Origin of the sequence: Burkholderia sp. MBR-1 (assembly GCF_013822785.1) — a bacterium.
Classification (GTDB): Bacteria; Pseudomonadota; Gammaproteobacteria; order Burkholderiales; family Burkholderiaceae; genus Burkholderia; species Burkholderia vietnamiensis.
Genome location: NZ_CP053611.1, coordinates 612,632 through 637,574, shown reverse-complemented (window position 1 = coordinate 637,574; position 24,943 = coordinate 612,632). Strand labels below are relative to the sequence as shown.

Annotated in this window: 22 protein-coding genes; 8 read left to right on the top strand and 14 right to left on the bottom strand. The window is 68.9% G+C overall.

From position 1 onward, the window contains the following. Window positions 1-537 precede the first annotated feature (537 nt). Window positions 538-1,008, top strand: coding sequence for a universal stress protein (locus MBR110_RS27360; protein ID WP_014726027.1), 471 nt, complete (start codon window positions 538-540; stop codon window positions 1,006-1,008). A 60-nt stretch (window positions 1,009-1,068) separates the two neighbouring features. On the opposite strand, the gene MBR110_RS27355 is transcribed toward MBR110_RS27360, so the two are convergent. From MBR110_RS27355 to MBR110_RS27340, 4 genes are all read right to left on the bottom strand, one after another. Next, window positions 1,069-1,902, bottom strand: a complete 834-nt coding sequence (locus MBR110_RS27355) for a universal stress protein (RefSeq protein WP_014726026.1) — start codon at window positions 1,900-1,902, stop codon at window positions 1,069-1,071. Further along, window positions 1,899-2,402, bottom strand: a complete 504-nt coding sequence (locus MBR110_RS27350) for a universal stress protein (protein WP_011880392.1) — start codon at window positions 2,400-2,402, stop codon at window positions 1,899-1,901. The genes MBR110_RS27355 and MBR110_RS27350 overlap by 4 nt, the downstream gene beginning before the upstream one ends. A gap of 69 nt (window positions 2,403-2,471) precedes the next feature. Further along, a complete protein-coding gene (locus tag MBR110_RS27345) occupies window positions 2,472-3,671 on the bottom strand; it encodes an acetate/propionate family kinase (protein WP_181709527.1) in 1,200 nt (399 codons plus the stop codon). A gap of 8 nt (window positions 3,672-3,679) precedes the next feature. Then, window positions 3,680-4,519 carry a universal stress protein gene (locus MBR110_RS27340; protein ID WP_011880390.1) on the bottom strand — a complete coding sequence of 280 codons (840 nt, stop codon included), beginning with the start codon at window positions 4,517-4,519 and terminating at the stop codon, window positions 3,680-3,682. Window positions 4,520-4,707: 188 nt separating this feature from the next. On the opposite strand from MBR110_RS27340, the gene MBR110_RS27335 reads away from it, so the two are divergent. From MBR110_RS27335 to MBR110_RS27310, 6 genes are all read left to right on the top strand, one after another. After that, entirely contained in the window at window positions 4,708-5,238 is a 531-nt protein-coding gene (locus tag MBR110_RS27335; RefSeq protein ID WP_045579796.1) for a hypothetical protein, read from the top strand. Continuing rightward, a complete protein-coding gene (phbB, locus tag MBR110_RS27330; RefSeq protein ID WP_014726023.1) occupies window positions 5,228-5,974 on the top strand; it encodes an acetoacetyl-CoA reductase in 747 nt (248 codons plus the stop codon). Before MBR110_RS27335 ends, phbB begins: the two co-directional genes overlap by 11 nt. Before the next feature lie 133 nt (window positions 5,975-6,107). Then, a complete protein-coding gene (locus MBR110_RS27325) occupies window positions 6,108-7,922 on the top strand; it encodes a PHA/PHB synthase family protein (RefSeq protein WP_059896010.1) in 1,815 nt (604 codons plus the stop codon). Window positions 7,923-7,941: 19 nt separating this feature from the next. Then, window positions 7,942-8,982, top strand: coding sequence for a zinc-dependent alcohol dehydrogenase family protein (locus MBR110_RS27320; RefSeq protein WP_181709526.1), 1,041 nt, complete (start codon window positions 7,942-7,944; stop codon window positions 8,980-8,982). A gap of 202 nt (window positions 8,983-9,184) precedes the next feature. Continuing rightward, window positions 9,185-9,547, top strand: coding sequence for a hypothetical protein (locus MBR110_RS27315; RefSeq protein WP_034193941.1), 363 nt, complete (start codon window positions 9,185-9,187; stop codon window positions 9,545-9,547). Window positions 9,548-10,500: 953 nt separating this feature from the next. Next, window positions 10,501-10,986 (top strand): hypothetical protein, encoded by a 486-nt coding sequence (locus tag MBR110_RS27310; protein ID WP_052691600.1) that lies wholly within the window; start codon window positions 10,501-10,503, stop codon window positions 10,984-10,986. Window positions 10,987-11,312: 326 nt separating this feature from the next. Here the strand turns inward: MBR110_RS27310 and MBR110_RS27305 are convergent, their stop codons facing one another. Further along, entirely contained in the window at window positions 11,313-12,749 is a 1,437-nt protein-coding gene (locus MBR110_RS27305) for an MBL fold metallo-hydrolase RNA specificity domain-containing protein (protein ID WP_176043277.1), read from the bottom strand. A 285-nt stretch (window positions 12,750-13,034) separates the two neighbouring features. Here MBR110_RS27305 and MBR110_RS27300 point away from each other — a divergent pair, with 285 nt between their 5' ends. Beyond that, window positions 13,035-13,475, top strand: a complete 441-nt coding sequence (locus tag MBR110_RS27300; protein ID WP_181709525.1) for a hypothetical protein — start codon at window positions 13,035-13,037, stop codon at window positions 13,473-13,475. A 44-nt stretch (window positions 13,476-13,519) separates the two neighbouring features. Here the strand turns inward: MBR110_RS27300 and MBR110_RS27295 are convergent, their stop codons facing one another. From MBR110_RS27295 to MBR110_RS27255, 9 genes are all read right to left on the bottom strand, one after another. Next, a complete protein-coding gene (locus MBR110_RS27295; protein ID WP_060043629.1) occupies window positions 13,520-15,022 on the bottom strand; it encodes an efflux transporter outer membrane subunit in 1,503 nt (500 codons plus the stop codon). After that, the gene (locus MBR110_RS27290) at window positions 15,000-16,085 is read right to left on the bottom strand and encodes an HlyD family secretion protein (RefSeq protein ID WP_059562282.1); all 1,086 of its coding nucleotides are present in this window, start codon (window positions 16,083-16,085) and stop codon (window positions 15,000-15,002) included. Before MBR110_RS27290 ends, MBR110_RS27295 begins: the two co-directional genes overlap by 23 nt. Beyond that, entirely contained in the window at window positions 16,082-16,786 is a 705-nt protein-coding gene (locus MBR110_RS27285) for an ABC transporter ATP-binding protein (protein WP_172820474.1), read from the bottom strand. Before MBR110_RS27285 ends, MBR110_RS27290 begins: the two co-directional genes overlap by 4 nt. Then, window positions 16,783-17,919: an ABC transporter permease gene (locus MBR110_RS27280; RefSeq protein WP_011880378.1), complete on the bottom strand. Its 1,137-nt coding sequence runs from the start codon at window positions 17,917-17,919 to the stop codon at window positions 16,783-16,785. The genes MBR110_RS27285 and MBR110_RS27280 overlap by 4 nt, the downstream gene beginning before the upstream one ends. Window positions 17,920-17,949: 30 nt before the next feature. Continuing rightward, window positions 17,950-18,135 (bottom strand): DUF2964 family protein, encoded by a 186-nt coding sequence (locus MBR110_RS27275; protein ID WP_045579792.1) that lies wholly within the window; start codon window positions 18,133-18,135, stop codon window positions 17,950-17,952. 150 nt (window positions 18,136-18,285) lie between these two features. After that, window positions 18,286-19,410 carry an ABC transporter permease gene (locus MBR110_RS27270; RefSeq protein ID WP_011880376.1) on the bottom strand — a complete coding sequence of 375 codons (1,125 nt, stop codon included), beginning with the start codon at window positions 19,408-19,410 and terminating at the stop codon, window positions 18,286-18,288. Window positions 19,411-19,412: 2 nt separating this feature from the next. Continuing rightward, window positions 19,413-22,244: a ribosome-associated ATPase/putative transporter RbbA gene (gene rbbA / locus MBR110_RS27265; protein ID WP_059474256.1), complete on the bottom strand. Its 2,832-nt coding sequence runs from the start codon at window positions 22,242-22,244 to the stop codon at window positions 19,413-19,415. Further along, the gene (locus MBR110_RS27260; RefSeq protein ID WP_181709524.1) at window positions 22,241-23,314 is read right to left on the bottom strand and encodes an HlyD family secretion protein; all 1,074 of its coding nucleotides are present in this window, start codon (window positions 23,312-23,314) and stop codon (window positions 22,241-22,243) included. The genes rbbA and MBR110_RS27260 overlap by 4 nt, the downstream gene beginning before the upstream one ends. Beyond that, window positions 23,311-24,807, bottom strand: coding sequence for an efflux transporter outer membrane subunit (locus MBR110_RS27255; RefSeq protein WP_181709523.1), 1,497 nt, complete (start codon window positions 24,805-24,807; stop codon window positions 23,311-23,313). Before MBR110_RS27255 ends, MBR110_RS27260 begins: the two co-directional genes overlap by 4 nt. Between the last annotated feature and the right edge of the window lie 136 nt (window positions 24,808-24,943).

Here is a 24,943-nt window from a genome sequence, read left to right as displayed (position 1 = left end):
CGCATTGACCGGGCGTCGGGTGCATCGCCCGGCTGCGAAGTGCCGATGTGGACAATTTCGCGCCGTTCATCCGAAGCAAGACTCACGAACCGGCGGCGTGATGCGGCCCCGGATCGCGGCCCGACAGGCGGTAACACGGAAGCACGCGTGCCGCCTCCCGATACGGCAGCGCCGAGGCGGCACGTGCTTGGAAGATGGCGCGCTGCGAGCGTCCGCGGCGCGGCCGTCGCGGCACATCGGGCGGGTCGGGCACCGGGCATAACCGGTCCGGCCCTGAAGGGGCGGGGATTCACTGTCATTGCCGTTCATCCTGACGGAGCGGGTCGTCGGCGGGCTGGCGGCGCGTGGCACGACACGCGGCACCGCCCGGAACTGCGATGTCGTCGGAATTATGCGCGTCACGGTGACGTTCGCCAATCGGGACCGACGGATACGGGCGCCGCCGTATCTGCTTGACCGGCGTCAATCGCGCGCCGCCGGCCGCGATCAGACTGGCTTCACGAATCCATCGAACCCGCATGACGGCAGGGAGGCACCATGTATCGAAGAATTTTCGCGGCGCTCGACGGCAGCCGCGGCTCGCGGCTCGCGCTCGACGAGGCGATTTCGCTCGCGCGCGAGTCGGGCGGCCTCGTCATCGCGATGTGCGTGGTGTCGGATGCGCCGCGGCTGACCGACGTCGACAGCGGCTATGTCGAGCAGCGCGACCCGGCCGGGCTGGATGCGGACAAGGCCGCGATCGCGGTCGCGGACGCCGAAACGGCGTTTCAGCTGTCCGGCGTGCGCGGCATCGCGCAAACGGTCGAAGCGAACGGCCAGGACGTCTCGGACGTGTTGGCGCGCGCGGCCGCCGAATGCGATGCGGATCTGATCGTGATGGGCACGCACGGCCGCCGCGGCGTGCGCCGCGCGGTGCTCGGCAGCGTCGCGGAAGCGCTGCTGCGCGAGGCGGACCGGCCGGTGCTGGTCGTCCGGGAAGGGCCGGGCGCGGGCGCCGGCATGCTGTGACGGCGACGCTTCGTCAAAGGAGAGACGGGCGGCCAGCAGACGGCCGCCCGATAAACCCGCTCAGTGGGACAGCAGAACCGGCACCGTCATCGTCTCGAGGATCGTGCGCGTCGCGCCGCCGAGCACGCGCTCGTGCATGCGCGTATGGCTGTACAGGCCCATCACGAGCAGATCCGCATGCAGATCGGTCGCGCGGTTCAGCAGCGTCGCGCCGACGCCGACCGACGGTTCGCGCGGCGTCGTCGAGAACGACGCGCGCACGCCGTGCCGTTCGAGATAGGCGGCGACGTCCACGCCGGCGGGCGTCTCGTCGGTAGCGGGCTGCCCGTGGCTGACGGTCTCGACGTTGACGAAGCGCGCGCGGGCGAGCAGCGGCACGGCGTCGGCCACGGCGCGCGCGGCTTCGCGCCCGCCGTCCCAGCCGATCAGCACGTTCTCGCCGAGCGTGCGCACGTCGCCCGCGTAAGGCACGACGATCGCGGGGCGCCCGCTGCCCATCACCACATCCTCGACGAAATTACGCGCGACATAGGTCAGACGATCGTCCGGATCGACCTGGCCGAGGACCAGCAGATCGGCGTGGCGCGCATGCAGGATCGCGGCTTCCGTCGCGTTGCCGGTCGGCGCCTGCCATTCGACGCTGCGCCCGGCGCGTTCGGCGGCCGTCAGAAAGCGCTGCTCGGCTTCCTTGCGGCGCTCCTCGCACAGGCGCTCGTAGACGGCCAGCTTCAGCGGCTCGTCGGGCCGCCGCAGCGGCTCGAACAGATCCTGGCAGACGACGTAGAGCCCAATCAGATGCGCGTTCCAGCGTCCCGCGAGTTCGAGCGCGAGGTCGACGCGCGTCGCGCAGCGCGCGCTGTCGTCGAGATGGACGAGCAGGGTCTTGTAGCTCATGACGGCTCCTTTTCGGTCGATGCGGTGGCGGTTTCGGCCGGGTGGTTCGACATGCAACCGGCCGGAATCATCAGAACCGGGGTTTTCGCGTGGCGCAGCACGCGCTCGGCGACGCTGCCCAGCACGAGCCGGCGAAAGCCGCGCCGGCCGTGCGTGCCGAGCACGATCAGATCGGCGCCGATCTCGCCGGCGACCGTCACGATCCGCTGCGGGATGTCGTCGCCCTCGGGCGCGACGTTCGAGATCTGCGGCGTGCCGGCCACGTTGCGCGCCTTCATGCGCCGGGCTGCGTCGTCGGTGACGCGCAGTCCTTCTTCACGGAACGCGTCGACCAGGATCGACGGATCGTAGCCGTAGGTGTCGTACGCGGGCACCAGGAAATCGACGACGTAGACCGGCGTCAGCCGCGCACCCGTTTGCGCCGCGAGATCCAGGGCGGCGTCGAGCGCGCGGGACGACGTGTCGCTGCCGTCGAGCGCAACCAGGATGTTCGAGTACATGGCGTTTTCCTTGAACGGAGATCGATGCAATCATCATCGGCGCATGCACGCCGGTCGCGCTGATCTGGATCAACCGTCGCGATTGCCGCGCAGCACGCGCACCGCCGCGCGCGCCGCGACCCACGCCTCGTTGGTCGGCTCGACCACGACCGTGACCGCGCTCGCCGCCGCCGACACCACGTGCGCATGGGCCGCATTCGCGCACGTGTCCAGCTCGACGCCGAGCCAGCCGAGCGCCGCGCAGATCCGCTCGCGCAGCACCGCCGCGTGTTCGCCGATGCCGGCCGTGAAAACCAGCATGTCGAGCCCGCCGAGCAGCGCAGTGAGTGCGCCGACCTCGCGCACGATGCGGTGGACGTACAGCGCGAGCGCGTCGTGCGCCCGCGCGTCGCCGGCCGCCTCGCATGCGAGCAGCACGCGCGGATCGCCGGACGCGCCCGACACGCCCTTGAGTCCCGACTCGTGATAGAGCAGCTGACCGAGCGCGTCGCCGGACAACTGGCCGGCATCGAGCAGGTGCAGCACGACGCCGGGGTCGAGCGTGCCGCAGCGCGTGCTCATCATCAGCCCGTCGAGCGCGGAGAAGCCCATCGTCGTCGCGACGCTGCGGCAGTCGCGCATCGCGCACAGGCTCGCGCCGCTGCCGAGGTGCGCCGCAATGACGCGCCCGTGCGCCTGCGCGCCGAACGCTTCATCGAGCGCGACGGACAGATATTCGTACGACAGCCCATGGAATCCGTAGCGGCGCACGCCGCGGTCGAACCATTCGTGCGGCAACGGCAGCAGCAGCTCGGTGCGCGGCAGCGTGCGATGAAACGCCGTGTCGAAGACGGCGACTTGCGGCACGTCGGGGAACGCATCGCGCAGCGCGTCGATCGCGTCGATGCTGTGCGGCTGATGCAGCGGCGCGAGCGGCGTCAGCGTGCGCAGCGCGTCCAGCACGTCGTTGTCGACCAGCACCGGCTCCGCGAAGCGCGCGCCGCCGTGCACGACGCGATGCGCGATCGCGGCGAGCGTGATGTGCGGCAGGCGCTCGCGGATCCACATCGCGACCTGCGCCAACACGGCGCGGTACGGGTCGCCGGCGCCGAGCGGCAGCGTGCCGTCCCGATCGGCGTCGAAGCGGATCGCGATGCCGTTGCCGGCCGCGACCGCCTCGCCGTCGTGCAGCGGCCGCCGCGCGGGATCGCCGTGCGGCGGATACGCGAAGAGCGCGAACTTCACGCTCGACGAACCGGCGTTGACGACCAGCAACGCAAGCGTGCGCATCGGCCGGCTCAGTGCGACATCAGGACCGGCACGGTCATCGACGCGAGCACCGTGCGCGTCGCGCCGCCCATCACGAGCTCGTGCCAGCGCGGATGGCCGTACGCGCCCATCACGAGCAGGTCGGAGCCCGTCTCGTACGCGCGCGACAGCAACGTGTCGCCGATCGCGCGGCCGTCGCCCGCATCGATGTCGAGCACGCTCACGTCGCGGGCATGGCGCGCGAGCATCAGCGCGGCATCGGCGGCCGGAATGCGCATGGCCGCCGCCGCCGAATTGCCGTCGACCACCGCGGCGACCGTCGTGCGCTTCGCATGAGCGAGAAACGGGATCGCGTCGTGCGCGGCGCGGACCGCTTCGCGGCTGCCGTCCCACGCGACGAACACGCGCTCGCCGATCGACGTGAAGGCGCCGGCATACGGCACGAACAGCACCGGGCGGCCGGCCGACAACACGAGGCTCTCCGGAAACTGGTTGTCGACGAAGCTCTCGGGATCGTTCGGGTCGCTCTGGCCGACGATCACGAGATCGGCCACGCGCGCGGCGCGCGGCACCGCGACGTTGGCGCGCGCGTCCGCCTCGACCCACGCGGCGTGCACCTTCGCGCGCGCGGTCTCGGCATGGAACAGCCGCTCCAGCGCGGCGCGGCGTTCGTCGCGCTGCGCGCGATGCTCGCGGAAGTAATCGGCGGACCCGGCCATCACGTAGAACGAATGCGGCTCGGCCGTGTAGACCGAGAACAGGCCCGTCAGATGGGCACCGAAGCGCCGCGCGACGCGCAGTGCGAACTCGAGGCGCGCATGCGCACGGACGCTCGTATCGAGGTGCACGACTATGCTCTTGTAGCTCATCGGAATCGCTCCATCGACGGGTGATCCGCCAGTGCAATCCAGTCTACGGAGCGGGCTTTCCGCGTGCTTGACTCAGATCAACGGGCGCTGCGCGGCTTGCCCGCACAGTTAGGCGGTCGCGCCGCCGAGGCCACGTACGGGCACCGGGCGCATGCCAACCGATTGACCGGACCGAACGAGGGAAGCCGATGAGCACCTACGCTTTGACGACACCGATTGACGTTTGCCGCGCGAGCTGCGATCTCGCGCTGCGGATGGCGGCGCTGAACCGCGACTGGCAGCACGAATGGCACGCACTGGCGGGCCGGGGCATCGAGCGCGACCGCGACGCGGTGCGCCGGTTGCAGCAGGCGCTCGCCGGCAGCGGCGAATGGACCGCGTTCGGCGAAGCGAGCCGGCAGGTGATGAGCGATTACGCGCTCGCGAGCGTCGCGCTGTGGCAGGACGCCAGCGAGCTGTCGATGCGTGCGCAGTTCGAGCATGCCGGCGTGTGGCGTACCTGGCTGCGCGAATACGGCGCGGGTGTGCTGTCGCGCAGTCAGACCGACTGGCTGCCTGACCTGGAGCGGCTCGCCGCCGTCAACGAAGCGAGCATGCCGTGGGCGGAATGGATGACGGCGCTCGAGCACGGGATCGAGGACGCGACCGACGGCGCACCGACTGCCGTACGCCGCCTGAAGGGCAAGGTCGACGCACCGGAGAGCGGCCATGGGCGCTGAACGTGTTGCGTTCGTCACCGGCGGGACGGGTGGCCTCGGCACCGCCATCGCGCGGCGCCTGCACGATGCCGGCATCACCGTGGCCGTGTCGTACATGAACGGCGACGCTCAACTCGCGACGTGGATCGCACGCGAGCGCGAGGCGGGCCGCACGTTTCATGCGTTCGAGGTCGACGTGGCCGACTACGATTCGTGTCAGCACTGCGCGGCGCGCATGCTGGCGGAGTTCGGGCACGTCGACGTGCTGGTCAACAACGCGGGCATCACGCGCGACGCGACGTTCGTGAAGATGACCAAGACCATGTGGGATGCGGTGCTGCGCACCAATCTCGACAGCATGTTCAACATGACCAAGCCGTTCGTGCCCGGCATGATCGCGGCCGGCTTCGGGCGGATCGTGAACATCGGCTCGGTGAACGGCTCGCGCGGCGCGTTCGGGCAGGCCAACTATGCGGCCGCGAAGGCCGGCATTCACGGCTTCACGAAGGCGCTGGCGCTCGAGCTGGCCCGCCACGGGATCACGGTCAATACGGTCGCGCCCGGCTATCTGGCGACCGCGATGCTCGAGTCGGTGCCGAAGGAAGTGCTCGACACGAAGATCCTGCCGCAGATTCCGGTCGGTCGGCTCGGCCACCCGGACGAGATCGCCGAGCTCATCGCGTTTCTGTGCTCCGACGCCGGCGCTTTCTCGACCGGCGCGGAATTCGACGTCAACGGCGGGATGCACATGCATTGACGTGTGCCTGCGTCCGCGGACGCAGGCTTTCCTCATTCGGCGATGCGCGTGCGCCGCGTTGAAGGTCCGGCGCGATACGCGCTCCACTGTACGCGTCTTGCGACCGGCAGGCCGGTTTCCCGGAGCAAATCTGATGAATGCACCCGCGATGCGCGCGCCGCTCGCGCAGGAAGCGATACGGCTGCCGCAGCCGAACGAACCGGCGCCGTGTGCGCTCGCCGTTGCGCCGGCCGATGCGACGCCGGCCGAACAATGGAATCGCGCGGCCCACGCGAACGTGGCCGCGCTGACGCTCGGCCTGTCTCCCGTGTCGATGGCGCTCGCGATGCTCGACTGGGGCGCGCATCTCGCGGTCGCGCCCGGCAAGTGCTTCGAGCTTGCGGCACAGGCGTGGCAGGCGGCCGTCGCGCCGTCGTCGCAGGTGCGCGACGCCGCTGCGGCCGACCCCGGCGGCCTGGCCGTGCACGCGGGCGACGCCGATCCGCGGTTCGCCGCGCCCGCGTGGGACGCCTGGCCGTTTCACGTCTATCGCGACAATTTCCTGGCGATTCAGCGCTGGTGGCGCGACGCGACCAGCGGCGTGCCGGGCGTCGAGCGCCATCACGAGGAACTGGTCGGGTTCGCCGCGCGGCAGTGGCTCGACGCGTGCTCGCCCGGTAACTTTCTCGCGACCAATCCGGTCGTGCTCGACACTACGATGCGCAGCGGCGGGGCGAATCTGGCGACTGGTCTGCGGCACTGGGCCGACGACGCGCGCGCGTTGTTCGAGCACACCGGCGAGCAGCGCGCGCACGATGCGCGTCCCTATCTGCCGGGCCGCGACGTCGCGGTCACGCCGGGCCGCGTCGTGTGGCGCAACGCGTTGTGCGAGCTGCTGCAATACGACCCGACGACCACCGACGTCGCACGCGAGCCGATCCTGATCGTGCCGTCGTGGATCATGAAGTACTACATCCTCGACCTGCAGCCGCACAATTCGCTGATCCGCTTCCTGGTCGATTCCGGCTACACGGTGTTCGCCGTGTCGTGGCACAACCCTGGCGCCGAAGCGCGCGGGCTCGGGCTCGACGATTATCTGCGCGACGGCTGCATGGCCGCGCTCGACGCCGCGCGGTCGATCTGCGGCGAAGCCGTGCATGCGGTCGGCTATTGCCTCGGCGGCACGCTGCTCGCGATCGCCGCGGCCGCGCTCGCGCGCGACGGCCGGCAACACGAGGCATTGCGCTCGGTGTCGTTGCTGGCCGCGCAGACCGATTTCAGCGAACCCGGCGAGCTGGGGCTGTTCATCGACGCGAGCGAGCTGTCCGCGCTCGATGCGCTGATGTGGCGGCAGGGCTATCTGGACGGCGCGCAGATGGCCGCGACGTTCCAGTTGCTGAATGCGCGAGACCTGATCTGGTCGCGCATGATGAGCGAATACCTGCTCGGCACGCGCACCAAGCCGAACGACCTGATGTCGTGGAACGCCGACACCACGCGCATGCCGTACCGGATGCATACCGAATACCTGACGCGGCTCTTTCTCGACAACGATCTCGCGGCCGGCCGCTACTGCGTCGACGGGCGGCCGGTCGCGCTGTCGGATCTCGACGTGCCGACGTTCGTGGTCGGCACCGAACGCGATCACGTGTCGCCGTGGCGTTCCGTGTACAAGCTCCATCTGATGACGCACCACGCGCTGACGTTCGTGCTGACGTCGGGTGGCCACAACGCCGGCATCGTGTCGGAACCGGGCCATCCCGGCCGCCACTACCGCTGCGCGACGCGCGAGCACGGCGCGCCTTACCGCAGCGGGCACGACTTCGTGCGCGACACGCCGCCCGTAGAAGGTTCGTGGTGGACCTGCTGGAGCGGCTGGTTGCGCACGCATTCGTCGGGCGACGTGCCGGCCCGCGTGCCGGCGGCCGGCTTCGCGGCAGCGCCTGGCGCATACGTGCTAGAAACATGATTTCCATGGAGGAATACCGATGAAAGCACTCGTCTATCACGGCCCTGGGCGCATGGCGCTCGAACAACGTCCGAAACCCGAGCTGCAGTCGCCGACCGATGCGATCGTCCGCGTGACGCGCACGACGATCTGCGGCACCGACCTGCACATCCTGAAAGGCGACGTGCCGACCTGCGAACCGGGGCGCGTGCTCGGCCACGAAGGGGTGGGGGTCGTCGAGCAGGTTGGCGCTGCGGTCGATGCGCTGAAGCCGGGCGACCGCGTGCTGATTTCCTGCATTTCGTCGTGCGGCCGCTGCGAATACTGCCGGCGCGGCCTGTATTCGCACTGCACCACCGGGGGCTGGATTCTCGGCAACCGGATCGACGGCACGCAGGCCGAGTACGTGCGCATTCCGCATGCGCAGACGAGCCTCTATCCGATCCCGGCCGGCGCCGACGAGGACGCGCTCGTGATGCTGTCCGACATCCTGCCGACCGGCTTCGAGTGCGGCGTGCTGAACGGCAAGGTGCAGCCGGGCTGCTCGGTGGCGATCGTGGGCGCCGGGCCGATCGGGCTTGCCGCGCTGCTGACGGCGCAGTTCTATTCGCCGGGGCAGATCATCATGATCGACCCGGACAGCAACCGTCTCGACATCGCGCGGCGCTTCGGCGCGACCGACTGCGTCGACGGCCGCAGCGGCGACGCGGCGGCGGACGTGATGAAGCTGACCGACGGCATCGGCGTGGATTGCGCGATCGAGGCGGTCGGCATTCCGGCGACGTTCGAGCTGTGCACGTCGATCGTGGCGCCGGGCGGCGTCGTGGCGAACGTGGGCGTGCATGGCGTCAAGGCCGATCTGCATCTGGAGAAGCTGTGGGATCGCAACATCGCGATTACGACGCGGCTCGTTGATACGGTCAGCACGCCGATGCTGCTGAAAACGGTGCGGGCGGGGCGCCTCGATCCGGCGCAACTCATTACGCACCGGTTCGCGCTCGATGATGTCGAGGACGCTTACGACACGTTCAGGCGCGCGGCGCAAACGCATGCGTTGAAGGTGATTATTGAGGTTAGTTGAGGGTGGGGCTGGGTGCGATACGGGCCGGTGCTTGCGCCGGGTTGTAGGGCGCATGCGGAAAGCGCTTGGACCGGACTAAACGGGCAGTGGCGGGTTGGCTGACTCAGTTCGGGCACTACCGGTCGTCCGATGTTTCCGCCAAGATCGTCTAGAACCGGCGTGACGGACGAAACTATGAAGTCGTTAAACAAGCTCCTGCAACATGTCACACGAATACCTTGTCATTTTCCAGTACCACGAGCCCGAACCGCGACAGCTATTCGACCGCGGAGTGATCGAAGACTACGAGTCGACGACTGGAGTCTTCATCAAAGCGGCGGCGGCAGAAGAAGCTTTGATTTGGTGCAGGGCAATCGCCCAGGAGCTTCTATGCCGCTGCAATGACGATAGGTCGTTGGATTGGACGCGCTTTGGATATTCGTGCTGGGTCGAGCCCAACCCGGGAATGTCGTCTTGGGGCCGTTGCTTGGGCTTTTTCCAGCACGTTCAGGTCGGTGAAATGCCGAACTTCGACGCAATGGGTACCGCCGCGTATATCGACTGGCAGGGCAACCAAGGCGATTAGATTGTCTAAAGTGGCGGCGGTCTAGCGCTGCCCCAATGACCGGTTTCGAGAAATCCGAAGGACCGCTCCGGGTCGACGCGGGCCGTCCGCCGGACCGGGCACGGTGCGACGGCGTCGTCGGTCACAGGTCGGCCAGGAACGGCCCTTCGACACAGGCTCCGCGATCGGTGACAATCTTGGCACGTCATACCTATTCCGCACACGAACATGAACCTACTTGGGCATCGCCGACTGCATCGACCAGCAACCTCGTCGGGAGGCGCCACCTGCACAGAGCGAACCTCTGCGGACTTTCTGATAGACGGACAGTCTTTGCTGGAAATGCTGGTTAAAAGTGCCGGTGGACATGCCGACTTCATGGGTTGTTTCGTGAGTGGTTACGCGAAGGAATGCGAACGCATGTCCGCTATGCTGCTCGACGTTCCGCCGGAGAGCGGAAAGCGCGTACTACTCTACATCTGCCCTGAGTGTGGCGACGTCGCGTGCGGTGCATATTCGGCCCTTGTACGGCGTGAACGCGAATCCTACGTTTGGGAGAGCTTCGCCTACCAGACAAGTGAATCTGACTTGCAGATAGTTGAGGCGTTTGGACCGTTTTCTTTCGACGCATATAGGTATAAAGGCTCTGTACTCGCTGCGTCGGCGATTGACGGAACCGAGTAGCTCTGCGGCAACAGGCGGCCAGAATCGGCCGTTCGACAACGAAATCTGAATCGTCGACAATGCAAGCCCAAACCACAGCCACGCCCCCTCAAATCAAACCGATGGCACTGGCTTTCTAAACCAGGCATGGCGTTGGAACGATGAGCATCAGAAAGTGGATAGCGCATATTCGGACGGATGCAAAAAGCCGCGACGCATTCAACATGGTGACCTTGGAGGCGGCGCATCGCGCGCTGCCTCTTGGGGGCGCTGCGGCTTTGAACGCGCAGGGATTTGACGCGTAGGCGCGAATGAAGCTTAGAAAAAGTTGGCTCTTCGTTGCCATTCCTGCGGCGCTCTTTTTCCTGGTGTGGGGGCACGCGGGGCCTTGGGTCTTCCCCCGGCACTTTACGTTACGGGTAGTCGCTGGAGAAGGGCACCCTCTATCGGGAGCAGATGTCACGGTTTACCAAACGACATGGCAGACGCCGTGCATCCCGATGTTCGGATTGTCCGAGGCCTCCTGCAATCATTACCAATCGACTGTCTTCGATGGCACCCTCGATCGACATGGAGAAGCGCGTATCTGGGCGATTACGGCTGTGCCTTTCAAGGGCGAGCCTTATATCGCGTGCATTGAAGGCAAAGAGTACGAGGCTGATTTCGCGATTGCGGAGTGGCCAACCGACCCTGCCGTTTCGGTCGTAACGTTGGACTACAAGGGCATGCGACTTCTTCGCGAGCAGTGCTCGCCTTACACCAAGAAGCTGCCCACACCTGGGTGGTGGAACGACTAGGCTCGGCGGCTATAGCAGCCGCCGCCTCGCCTGTCCTTCCCTCGTCGTACGTTTTCTGTCACTGGTTCGCTCTAAACGCACACGGACTGGAAAACGCACATGACCAGCGAGGTCATCGACTGGAACTCGCGCCTGAATTCGCTCCGGCACCTGCTCATGCGCCGAGTGTCCGCTTGCGGGAGGTCTGACGGTCTCTTTAGGGTCGATCACCGCCAACGGCGACGAACAGTCGTATTGTCCGAGACTTAACCTGACGTTGACTGACCGGTCAGGTCTCGGCCTATACGCGTCATGCGTATGCGGCGCTTCACCGGCGCCACTAAGCGTCAGGACGAGCGTGCAGCGGGCTGCTGCGCGGCGTCGGCCGGTTCGGCTTCGGCTGCCTCTTGATGGAGACCATCCCCCTCATTCAAATCGACACACTGCTCATAAACCGGCACCTCACAAGTCCAGTGCAGCGTGTCAGCGATGCGCCGACGCAGCGCATCCGCGGCAGCCGGCTCCCCATGCGTGACGAACGTTCGCACCGGCGCGCCCTGCATCGTGCCGAGCCATTTGAGCACGTCCTCGTAATCGCCATGAGCCGACAGCGTCGTGATCGATTCGATCTGCGCACGCACGCGCACGTATTCGCCGTGAATCTTCACCGTCGGCTCGTGCGCGGCCAGCGCCGCGCCGCGCGTGCCGGCGGCCTGATAGCCGACCAGCGCGATCGTGTTGCGCGGATCGGGCGCATAGCGGGCGAGGTGATGGAGCACGCGTCCGCCGGTCGCCATGCCGCTGCCGGCGATGATGACCATCGGCCCGTGGTGATCGGAGATCGCCTTCGACTGGTCGACGGAGCGGATCATCGTCGCCGCGTGGCCGAGCGCGTTCGCTTCCGAAACGGTCAGCCGGTGTTCGAGGATATGGTGGCGATAGATCTCCGTCACGTCGGTGGCCATCGGGCTGTCGAGGAACACCGGCACGCGCGCCATGCGGCCGGACGCCTTTAGCCGCGCGATGTAGTGCAGGATTTCCTGCGCGCGGCCGACGGTGAAGCAGGGCATCACGACCACCCCGCCGCGCCCGAAGGTCTTGTCGAACATCGCGGCGAGTTCGGTCTCCGGGTCCGACGCCGGGTGCAGCCGGTCGCCGTACGTGGATTCGACCACCAGATAGTCGGCATGCGCGGGCGCCCGCGGCGGCTGCATGATCGGATCGTTGTAGCGGCCGAGGTCGCCCGAGAACGCGAGCACCTTGTGATCCCAGTGCATCACGACGCTCGCCGCGCCGAGGATGTGCCCGGCCGGCAGCAGCCGGAACGACACGCCGCCGCCGAGCGACGTGCATTCGTCGAACGCCACCGGCTTCAGCAGGTGCAGCGCGCGCTGCGCATCGTCGAGCGTATAGAGCGGCTGCGCCGGATGGTGCTTGGAATAGCCGTGGCGGTTCGCGAAGTCGGCTTCTTCCTCCTGCAGCCGCGCGCTGTCGCGCAGCATGATGTCGCACAGTTCGGCCGTGGCCGCCGTGCAGTACACGGGCCCGCGAAATCCTTCACGTGCAAGCACCGGAAGATAGCCGGTGTGATCGATGTGTGCATGCGTGAGCACGACGGCGTCGAGCGTGTCGGCCGCGAACGGCAGCGTCCGCCAGTTGCGCAGCCGCAAGTTCTTGGTGCCCTGGAACAGGCCGCAATCGACCAGGATGCGCCGGCTGCCGTGCTCGACCAGGTATTTCGAGCCGGTCACGGTTTCGGTCGCGCCGAGAAAAGTCAGTTTCATGAGATAGCCTCGCCGGGAATCGACGGATCGGTAAGGCGATTACAGCGCGAACGCGCGGGCGACGCTTGACCGAAGTCAGCAATTGCAGGATTCCATGCCGCGCCGGCCGCACCGCCTGCGCCGCACAATGCGGTTGCTCGCGCCGTTTGACTACGATCAATCGTCGGCCGCGTCGGCCCGCGCATGGCGGTCCGGCGCGCGGATGCGGTGTCATGATTCGATGATCCGCGCCTGCCGTGCGCGCGCTGCGCATCGGCATCGCGAGTCTCTCGGGATCGATCCATCATGACGCTGATCGCCAATCTGGACGGCGCCGCGCACCTGTACCGGTTGTGCTTCGTTCGTTCGCCATGGGCGTGGTTTACGTGCCTGCTGCTCAATCAGCAATGCGGCGAGAACTGGGCCGACGTGCCGTACCAGAACGCGGCGAAACCGCCGTACAGCGATTCGCGCGCGCAATTGCTGCGGGTCGCGTTCGAGGCGCCCGGGCTGTTGCCGCCCGAAGCCGGGCGCCACGGCCACGCGTGGAGCGTCCAGCAGATCAACCGCGGCGCGGCGCCGTGGCTGCGCAGCGAGGATTTCGTCGATGCGACCACGCTCACGGTACCGGCCGGCGCGACGCTCGCCGCATTCGTCGAAACGATCGACGCGGCCGGCGGCACCGTGTACGCGCCGCTCGGCTGGGCCGAACTGCCGCGCTGGGAACGGCCCGACATCGTCGCCTGAGCGCATCGCACCGTCGAGCAGCCGGCCCGCCCGCGCCATGTCCGTCAACCAGCTTCGCCCCAGCCGCCGCCGAGCGCGACGTAGAACGCCACCGTGTCCTGCAGGCGTTGCGCGAGCGCCTGAAGCCATGCGATGCGGGCCTGGTGATATTGCACGTCGGCGACCAGCAACGGCACGTAGCCGGTGATCCCCGCGTCGTAGCCGGCCTGCGCGAGCCGCAGCGCATCGCGGGCGGCGGCCATCGCGCGAGCCTGCGCATCGAGCGCCGCGGCGTCGTTCGCGAGCGCGCGCAGCGCGTCGGCCACCTGCGAGAACGCGGCCAGCACGACCTGCCGGTAGGACGCGTCGGCCTCGTCGTAGGCATCCTGCGCGGCGCGCCGCTGGTTCAGCAGCGCGCCGCCGTGAAACAGCGGTGCGGTGACGCCGGCGCCGACGCTCCAAGCACGGCCGGCCGGCGAGAACAGATTGGCCGCGACGCCGCTGTCGAAGCCGCCCGACGCGGACAGCGTCAGGTTCGGGTAGAGCGCGGCGGTGGCGACGCCCACCTGGGCGCTCGCCACGTGCAGTTCGGCTTCCGCCTGCTGGATGTCCGGACGGCGGCGCACCAGCGACGACGGCGCGGTATCGGGCAGGCTCGCCGGCAGTTCGATCGCGGCGAGCGACAGCTCCGGCGTCCGCCAGTCGGCCGGATATCGGCCGGCCAGCAGCGCGAGCAGATCGTCGGCTTGCGCGCGCTTCTGGTCGAGCGCCGGCAAGGTTGCCTGCAGCGTCGCCCGCTGCGACTCGAGCGTCAGCACCGCGACGTAGGCCGCCGCGCCGGCCGTCACCTGCGCGCGCGTCAGGCGAATCTGCTCGTCGACGAGACCGATCGTCTCGCGCGTGGCGGCGGCTTCGTCGCGATACGCGGCGCGCGCGATCATCGTGTTGACGACGTTGGCGCTCAGCATCAGATACGCGCCGGCCAGCGCGTGGCGCTGCGCGTCGACGCCGGCGGCCAGCGCCTCGACCTGGCGCCGTTCGCCGCCCCACAGGTCGAGGGTGTAGCTGACGGTCGCCGACAGCGTGAACAGGTTGAAGATCGACGCCGGCAACGCCGGGCCGCGCGACGGCGTCGCGCGCTCGCGCGCCGCGCCGGCCTGCGCGTCGATCTGCGGGAAGAACACGCCCTGGCCGGCCCGCAACGCGTGCTCGCTGCGCCGCAGCGTCGCTTCGGCGAGCGCGAGCGTCGGGCTGCCGGTCAGCGCGGCGTCGACGCTCGCGTCGATGGCGTGGCTGCCGAAGCGCGTCCACCAGTCGCGCGTGAGCGGCGCGTCGGGCGACAACGCCTGCGTGCGGCCGTCGCCGGTCCACGGGCCGGACGCCGCGTGCGGATCGTCGGGCGCGACGAAGCGCTCGACGCGAGGCGCGGGCGGCGGCACGAAGTTCGGCCCGACCGTGCAGCCGCCCGCGAGCAGCGCGGCGAGCAGCCCGGCGGCCAAGCGCGCAGCGGTTCGGCGCCGCGGCGTACGGCCGCCGCACGCGCGGTCATTTGCCGGCGACGTACACATCGACGATCTGCCCGGGGAACAGCCGCACGTTGCGGTTCGGCACGATACGGAAAATCAGCGGCAGCACGCGCACGTCGACGCGCTCGGTGCGCTGGTCAGACAATTCGATCTTCGGCGTCACGTACGGCTGCACGCGCACGAACTGCAGATCGGCCTCGACCGACGTGCCGCGCACGAACATGTGCGCCTTCAGCGCATGCAGGTCGGGCAGTTGCGGGATCAGGATCTCGTCGATGTAGCAGCGCACCTGCAGCCGGTCGACCGGCGCGCCGAGCACCGCGACCGGCGCGCTGGCCCGCGTGTAGGTGTCGTAGATCCCCTGCGGGCTCAGGTACGAGCCGAGCGCCGCGTTCATCGCCAGCACGGTGCCGTCCGCCGGCGCGCGCAGCGTGTAGCGGGCCAGCAGCGCGGCGGCCGCATCGGCCGCGCGCCGCAGCGCGACGACCTGCGCACGCTGGTTGCGCACGTCGTAGCTCCATGCGCCGGCCTTGGTCAGACGATACTGGCGCGTCACGACGTCCAGGTTGGCGGCCGCGACGCGCACCGCGTTCGCGGCCGTGTCGAGCGCGTCGCGGCTCACTGCTTTCGGATCGATGTCGTACGCGCGCCGCTGCTTGTCGTACTGATCCTGCGCGAGCTTGAGGCTCGCCTGCGCGGCCCGGGTCTGCGCACCGGCCACGTCGAGCACCTCGCGGCGCGGCTGCGCGTTCAGCTCGTCGAGCAGCGCAGCGGCCGCATCGGCCTGCGCGGCGAGCTGCGCGGCGCTCGCGCGCTGCACGGCGTCGTCGATCGTCAGCAGCACGTCGCCGGCCTTCACCGGATCGCCGTCGTGCACGTAGATGCGCGTCACCGCTCCCGACACGTCCGGATAGACGTTCACGTTCGCGCCGGCCGGCTGCTCGCTTTCGACGATGCCGTTCGCATAGACGCCCCGCGCGTACGGATTGGCGGCCGGCTTGAACACCGGCGGCTGCGGCGGCTCCTGGCGGCCGTAGAGCCACGCGGCGACGACGCTCGCCAGGAAGCCGAGCACGGCCGCGACGAACACGAGCCGGCGCTTCATCGCACGCCTCCGCGCTCGATGCCGGTCAGCTTGCCGTCTTCCATGCGCAGGATGCGGTCCGCGTATTCGAAAATCCGCGCGTCGTGCGTGACGATCACGATGCAGCGCGTGTCGTTCAGCACCTCGTGCTTGACGAACTCCATGATCATGCGGCCGGTGTCGCCGTCGAGCGACGCGGTCGGCTCGTCGAGGATCAGCAGGTCGGGCTGGCTGACGATCGCGCGCGCGATCGCCACGCGCTGCTGCTCGCCGCCGGACAGCTTGACGGGCGGCAGCTGCGCGCGATTGGCGAGACCGACGACGCCCAGGTAGGTGTGCGCGGCCTGGATCGCGTCGTCCCACGGCTGGCGCTTCAGGATCAGCGGAATCGCGACGTTCTCGGCGGTCGTGAGCCGCGGGAACAGGTGGTAGTCCTGGAACACGAAGCCGATCCGGTTGAGCCGGAACTCGGCGATCGCGTCGTTCGGCTGCGCCCACAGGTCGACGCCGTCGATCGACACCGAGCCGCCGTCCGGCCGCAGGATGCCGGAGATCACGCTGAGCAGCGTGGTCTTGCCGCTGCCGGATGGTCCGACGATCAGCAGCATCTCGCCGAAGTGAGCCTGCATCGACACGTCGCGCAGCGCCTGCGTGCGCGCTTCGCCTTCGCCGAACCATTTGTCGACGCCGCGCGCGTCGATCGCGATGCCGGCCATCGTCAGCCCCGGAAGATGTCGAAGGGCTCGATGCGCAGCACGCGCCGCACGCCGAGATAGCTCGAGATCGCCGCGATCACGACGACCATCCCGAACGCGAGCGACAGGTTGCCGTACGTGATGAGGGCCGCGTAGTCGGGGATGCGCAGCTTGGCGAGCGAGATCATCAGCACGCACAGCCCGACGCCGATGCCGTAGCCGGTCAGCGCGGTGAAGGTCGCCTGGAACAGGATCATCGCGACCAGCTCGCGGCTCTTCGCGCCGATCGCCTTCAGCGCGCCGAACTTGTCGAGGTTCTCGACGATGAACGCGTAGAAGGTCTGCCCGGAAATCGACAGGCCGATGATGAAGCTGATGATCGTCATCAGCATGATGTTGGTGCCGAGCCCGGTTTCGTACTTGTAGAAGCGCGAGATCTGCGCGATGAACTCGTCGCGCGTGTACGCGCGGTAGCCGAGCGACTTCACGACGGCCTGGATGTGCGCGATGTCCGCATCGGACTTCGGCTCGACGAGGATGTACGAGGTCGTGAAGCGCGGCGACGGGATGTAGCGGATCGCGCGTGCGTAGGTGGTGTAGAGCGTCGGCGTGCCGAACAGGCCGCTCGCGGCGACCTTCGCGATGCCGACGATCACGCCGCGATGATCGTTCAGCTCGAAATCGGTGCCGATGGTCGGGTTCTCCAGCTTCGCGAACTCCGGGTCCTGAATCGCGATGAAGCCGTTTTCCGCGTAGATGTCTTCGATGCGGCCCTGGAGCATCGTGGGCCGGCCGAGCAGGCTCGCGTCGTCGAGGCCGACCACCGTGACCGCCTGATACGCGCCCGAGCGCAGCTTCACCAGCGCGCCGCCGGAGTAGAGCGGTACCGCGTACTTGACGCCGTCGATGCTGCGCACGGCGTCGAGCACGTAGCCGGGCATGCCGATGCTGTTCGCGATCGTCTTCACGGCCGGGTCCATCACCCAGACCTTCGCGCCGATGTTGATCACCGACGCCGACGACTTGTTGAGAATGCCGGCGAACAGCGACGTCATCTCGATCATCAGCAGCACCGAGAACGTGATACCGACGATCAGCGCGGTGAACTTCGCGCCGTCGTTGACGAGCAGCTTGAACGCGAGGCGCAGGATGCCGTTCATGGTGCCGGTGCGAAGCGCGCGGCCGTCCGGCTAGCGCTCGCTCGACGCCGGGCCCAGCTGGGCGACGAAGCCGACGATGCCCGACACCAGCGCGACGATCGCATACGGCGCGACCTGCTCGTCGATCAGCATCGCATGGACGACGCCGAGCAGCGATGCGAGCGCGATGAACACGCAGGACGTCGCCAGCGTGCTTCGATATTGCAGTCGAATCATGACGTTCTCCGGTTGAGCGGCGGCCGATGGTACGGCGGGGCCGCAGGCGATGGCGCCGCTGGTTGCGGCACATGGCGTCATGATCGCGTGCGGCGTCGCGTCGCAGTTGATCTGTGTCAACGGACCCGGGGGCGCCGCGCGCCGGACCGCTCAGGCCATCTGGCCGATCGTCTTGCGAAAGCGCGTCAGCGACAGCAGGAACAGCGCGCAGCCGATCGCGAACAGCGCGGCAAACTGCATCCACACCGCGTCGAGGCCGGCGCCGCGATAGAGGATGCGCTGCGCCAGCTCGACGAAATGGGTCGTCGGCGCGGCGAGCATGATGTCCTGCACCGCGAGCGGCATGCTCTCGCGCGGCGTGAGCCCGCCCGACAGCAGTTGCAGCGGCAGCAGCACGAGCACCAGCAGCATCCCGAACTGCGGCATGCTGCGCACTAGCGTCGCGAGAAAGATCCCCATCGACGTCGTCGCGAACAGGTGCAGCGCCATGCCGGCCACGAACAGCGGCACGGAGCCCGGAATCGGCACGTGCAGCGCGCCCTGCACGACGAAGCTCAGCGACGCGACGGCCGCCGCCGCGACCACGAGCCCCATCGACCACACCTTCGCGAGCATGATTTCCGCGGCGGTCACCGGCATCACGAGCAGATGCTCGATCGTGCCGTGCTCGCGTTCGCGGATCAGCGCGGCGCCGGTGAGGATCATCGACAGCATCGTGACGTTGTTGATCAGCTCCATCAGCGCGCCGAACCACACTTCGTCGAGGTTCGGGTTGAAGCGCATGCGCATCGCGAGATCGACCGGCGGCAGCGGCGAGCCGCGATAGCGCTGCACGAACGAGTCGATCTCGCCCGACACGATCTGCTGGACGTAGCCGCCGCCGGTGAAGGCCTGTGTCATGCGCGTCGCATCGACGTTGAGCTGGACCGTCGCATGGCGGCCGGCCAGCACGTCGCGCTGGAAGTCGGGCGGGATGTCGAGCGAGAACGTGTAGTCGCCGTTGTCGAGGCCGCGATCGGCTGCGGCCGCGCCGACGATCGGCGGCGGCGCGAACTGCGGCGGGAAGAACGCCGCCGCGATGCGCGCGGACAGCGGCGACGCATCCTCGTCGACGATCGCGATCGGCACCTTGTGCAGCGTTTCGGGGCGGGCGGTGGCGGCGACGTAGATCGACGCGCTGAACGTGTAGACGATCAGCGCGAGCAGGATCGGGTCGCGCGCGAGGCTCCACAGTTCCTTCACTCCGAGCCGGAAGATGGCGTTCAGGCGTGACATGATCAGCGCTCCTGTTTGCGCAGCAGCACGCCGGTCATCACGAGGATGACGGGCACGGCCACGAGCATCGGCCAGAACTGCGACGACAGGTCGGACAGCCCGAGCGCCTTGTTGTACACGCCGCGGCTGATCGCGAGCATGTAGGTGGCCGGATAGATCGTGCCGATCCACTTGCCGCTGCCTTCCAGCGACGACAGCGGCGTGAGCAGCCCCGAGAACTGCACGACCGGTATCAGCGTGCCGACGATCGTCATGAAGATCGCGGCGATCTGGCTGCGCGTGAAGGTCGACGCGAACAGGCCGATGCCGGTCGCCACCACGTTGAAGATCAGCACCGCGGCCGCCAGCGTCGCGAAACTGCCCTTGATCCGCACGCCGAACACGAGGTCGGCGAGCACCACCATCAGCAGGAAGTTCAGCATCGCCAGCATCACGTACGGCACCTGCTTGCCGATCAGGAATTCGGCGCGCGTGACGGGCGTCACGTACAGGTTCACGATCGACCCGAGCTCGCGTTCTCGCACCACGGCGAGCGCGGTGAGCATCGCGGGCAACATCAACAGCAGCATCGGCATGATCGCCGGAATCATGGCGGGCAAGCTCTTCACGTCGGGGTTGTAGCGATAGCGGACCGCGATGTCGACGGCCGGCGCGAGCGCCACGCCGAGGCGGCGCTTCGCCTGGTCGCGCAGCCAGTTCTCGTGCATGCCGGCCACGTAGCCGCGGATCGTCTCGGCGCGCATCGGCATCGCGCCGTCGACCCACGCGCCGATCTCGACGTGCCGCCCGCGCGCGACGTCGCGCGCGAAGTCGGGCGGAATCTCGATCGCGAGCGACAGCTCGCCGTTGCGCATGCGGCGCTCGATGTCGCGATCGTCCGCGAGCGGCGCGCGCGGCACGAAGTAGCGCGAGCCGGCGAGGTTCTGCGCGTAGTCCTGGCTCAGGATCGACTGGTCGCGGTCGAGCACCGCGAACGTCAGGTTGTCGACGTCGAGGCTGATGCCGATGCTGATCACGCACATCAGCACGAGCGAGCCGAACAGCGCGAGCGTCGCCCGCAGCGGGTCGCGGCGCAGCTCCAGCACCTCGCGCCACAGGTAGCTGCCGGCGCGCGCGGCGCTGAACCATGCGGTCCGCGCCGCGCCGCGGGCGGCCGCGGGCGTGGCCGACGGGGGAGTGGCAAGCCAGCCGGCGTCGGACGACGCATCGGCCGCTGCGGCCGCATCGCTCGGGCTGTCCTCACGCTGCGCATCGGTGAGATAGCCGATGAACGCATCCTCGAGCGATGCCGCGCCGCGCATGCGCACCAGCTCCGCCGGCGCGGCGCTGGCGAGCACGCGGCCGGCATGCATCAGCGAGATGCGGTCGCAGCGCGCGGCCTCGTTCATGAAGTGCGTCGAGATGAAGATCGTGACGCGATCGCGGCGCGCCAGCTCGATCATCAGCCGCCAGAAGTCGTCGCGCGCGACCGGGTCGACGCCCGAGGTCGGCTCGTCGAGGATCAGCAGCTCCGGCTTGTGCACCATCGCGACCGCGAGCGACAGCCGCTGCCGCATCCCGAGCGGCAGGCGCTCCGGCAGCACGTCGAGCACGCCGGCGAGCCCGAAGCGCGCGACCATCTCGTCGACCCGCGCGGGCACGTCGGCTTCCGGCACGCCGAACAGGCGCGCGTGCAGCACGAGGTTCTGCCGCACGGTCAGCTCGCCGTACAGCGAAAAGCCCTGCGACATGTAGCCGACGCGGCGGCGCGTGTCGATGTCGTTGGCGGCGACCGGCTGGCCGAACAGCGTCGCCGTGCCTTCGGACGCCGGCAGCAAGCCGGTGAGCATCTTCATCGTCGTCGACTTGCCGCAGCCGTTGGAGCCGAGAAACCCGAAGATTTCGCCGCGACGGATCTGCAGGCTCACGTGGTCCACCGCGACGAACTCGCCGAACCGCATCGTCAGCCCGTCGGCCTCGATCGCGTAGCCGGCGGTCGCGTCGGGCCGGAACGGTTCGATCTGCACCGGCTGGTGCCCCTTGCGGCGCTCGTCCGGCAGCAGCGCGATGAACGCGGCCTCCAGCGTGTCGCAGCCGGTGCGCGCGAGCAGGTCGGCGGGGCTGCCGGTGGCCAGCACGCGGCCGGCGTCCATCGCGATCAGCCAGTCGAAGCGGCGCGCCTCGTCCATGTAGGCGGTCGCGACCAGCACGCTCATGGCGGGCCGCGCGACGCGAATGCGCGCGATCAGATCCCAGAACTGCGCGCGCGACAGCGGATCGACGCCGGTCGTCGGCTCGTCGAGGATCAGCAGGTCGGGATCGTGGATCAGCGCGCAGCACAGGCCGAGCTTCTGCTTCATCCCGCCGGACAGCTTGCCGGCCGGGCGGTCGAGGAACGGATGCAGGCCGGTGCTGCGCGTCAGCGCGTCGATCCGGCGGCGCCGCTCGGCCGCGTCGTGGCCGAACAGGCGCGCGAAGAACTGCAGGTTCTCCTCGACCGACAGCGTCGCGTACAGGTTGCGGCCGAGGCCTTGCGGCATGTACGCGATGCGCCGGCATACGCGCGCGCGATCGCGGCGCGACGACAGATCGGCGTCGAGCGCGTGCACGTGCCCCTGCTGGATCGCGCGCGCGCCCGACACGAGTGCGAGCAGGCTCGACTTGCCGACGCCGTCCGGGCCTATCAGCCCGATCATGCGGCCGGCCGGGATCTCGAGCGTCACGTCGTCGAGCGCCGCCTTGCCGCCGTAGCGCAGCGACACGCCCGACAGCCGGGCGACCGGCGCCGGGCCGGCCGCGCCCGGCGCGCCGTCGGTCGCGCGGCTGTCGGTATCTGCGCGCGTCGTCGTGTTCACTGCGGCACCTTGATCGCGAGGCGCTCGGGCCACGCCGCGTGCGAATCGGTCTTCAGCCACGCGACGCCCGGCAGCCCGGTCTTCACCAGCTTCAGATGGCGCTGCAGCAAGTCGCGATCGATCCGCGCCTTGACGCGGAACATCAGCTTCTGCCGTTCGCTGGCCGTCTCGACCGTCTTCGGCGTGAACTGCGCGGTGCTCGACACGTACGACACGCGGGCCGGAATCACGTATTCCGGCGCCGCATCGAGGACGATCCGCACGTCGGCGCCGAGCGGCACGCGGCCGACCGCCGCTTCCGGCAGGAAGAACGTCATGTACACGTCGGACAGATCGACGACGTTGAGCACCTTGCCGCCGGCCGGCAGCACTTCGCCCGACTCGGCGATGCGGTACTGCACGCGGCCGTCGCGCGGCGAGGTCAGCTCGCTGTCCGCGATGTCGGCGAGCACGCGCGCGACGGTCGCCTGTGCGGCCGTCACCGCGGAGCGCGCGGCGACGAGCTGCGCCTGGGTCGCGTCGATCGCGGCCTGCGCGGCCTGCACCTGCGCGCGCGCGGCATTCACGGTGGCGCGCAGGCTGCCCGCGCGGGCGCGGTCGTCGTCGAGCTCCTGCAGCGACGAGGCGCCGTCGCGCGACAGCGTCTCTGAGCGCGCCAGCCGCCGCGTGGCTGCGTCGAGCTCGCTTTCGCGCTGCACGACGACGGCCTCTGCCGCCGCCTTGTCGCTGCGGCGCTGCGCGACCTGCGCGTCGACGCTCGCCGCGGTGTTCACGGCCTGCTGCGCGCGCGCCTGCGCTTCGTCGAGCTGCGCCTGCAGCACCACGACGTCCATCCGGGCGAGCGGCTGGCCGGCCTTCACGAAGTCGCCTTCGTCGACGAGCATCGCGGTCACGCGCCCGGGCAGCTTGGTCGCGACGTCGATTTCGGTCGCCTCGATGCGGCCGTTGCCGCTGACGAGCCCCGCATCGGTCTGGCCGTCGCGCCAGCGCGACCAGCCGTAATAGGCGACGCAGACGGCGAGCACGGCCGCACCGGCACCGATCAGAAGAGGGCGCGGGATGGTTTTCATTGTCTGTTTTCCGAGTTAGTCGAATGGATAGGCTGCTGCGCCGTCGGCGGCACGCGCGGATCGTCGGGGCCGCCGCCCAGCGCGCCGTACAGCGCGACGCGGCTCGACAGCAGCGCGCGCCGCGTGACGACGAGCTGCTGCTCGGCGTTCATCAGGTCGCGCTGCGCGTCGAGCACTTCGAGGAAGCGCGTCGCGCCGCTGTCGTAGCGCAGCTTCGCGAGGCGCGCGCGCTCGGCCTGCGACGCCAGCGTCGCGCGTTCGATCGCGACCTGGTCGGCGAGCCAGTGGCGCGCGGCGAGCGCGTCGGAGACGTCGCGGAACGCGCCTTGCAGCGTTTTCTCGTAGCGGGCGAGCGCCTCGTCGCGCTGTGCGTTCGCGAGTGCGAGGTTCGAACGGTTGCGGCCGCCGTCGATGAGCGGCAGCGTGGCGCTGGGGATCAGCGACCACACGCCCGTTCCCGACGTCAGCAGGTCGTGCAGCGCCGAGCTGCCGGAGCCGATCGCGCTCGTCAACGCGATGCGCGGGAAGAACGCCGCGCGCGCCGCGCCGATGTTCGCGCGGCTCGCCTGCAGTTCGTGCTCGGCCGCGATCACGTCCGGACGGCGCTCGAGCAGCGACGAAGGCAGGCCGGGCGCGAGCGACGGCAGCACCGCGCCGTCGTCGAGCGCGAGCGGTGCGGCGCCCAGCTCGGGGGGCGCGCCGACCAGCAGCGCGAGCGCATCGGCCGCCGTGGCGCGCGCCTGCTGCAACTGGACGCCGAGCGACTCGGCCTGCTGCAGCAGGATCTCCGACTGCGTGAGGTCGAGGCGCGAGATCGCGCCGGCCGCGTAACGCAGCCGGAAGATCCGCAGCGATTCGCGGCGCGTGTCGATCGTCGCGCGCGTCAGCACGATCCGCTCGTCGATCTCGCACAGCGTCAGATACGCGTTCGCGACGCCGGTGACGACGCTCAGCGTCGTCGCCTGGCGGGCCGCGTCGCTCGCCAGATAGCGCTGCAGCGCGGCCGCCTTCAGGCTGCGCACGCGCCCCCAGAAATCGATCTCCCATTGGGTCTCGGCCAGTTGCACCTCGTAGAGCTGGCCGATCATGGGCGCCGGCGTCAGCAAGCCGCCCGGCGTGCGAAACCGCGCGTAGGCCGCACCGGCGCCGATCGTCGGCCACTGGTCCGCGCTGCGGACGCCGTAGACCGCGCGCGCCTCGTCGACGCGTGCCACGGCCGCGCGCAGGTCGCGGTTGTTCGTGAGCGCCTGCGCGATCAGCGCCTGAAGGCGCGTGTCGACGAAGTAGGCGTGCCAGTCGGGCGCCTGCGCGGCGGGCGCCGCGGCGGCCGACGGATCGGGGAAGGCGGCGGGAATCGGTGCGGGCGGGCGCGTGTCGGCAGGCGCGAGCGACAGGCATCCCGACAGCAGTCCCAGGCCCGCCAACAGCACGGCGACACGCATGCGCCGCACGATGGTCGGGTGAAACGGAGCGGCAAGCGCGGCAGCGCGCATGGAAGGCCTCGACGAATGCAGGAATACGGGATGGCGGCGCCCTCGGGCGTCGCCGCTTCGGCCTCGTTTATATCCGACGATTACCGGGTTTCCCCTTGATCTGGGTCACTCGGGCCGGATTGCGTGTCGAGCGGCC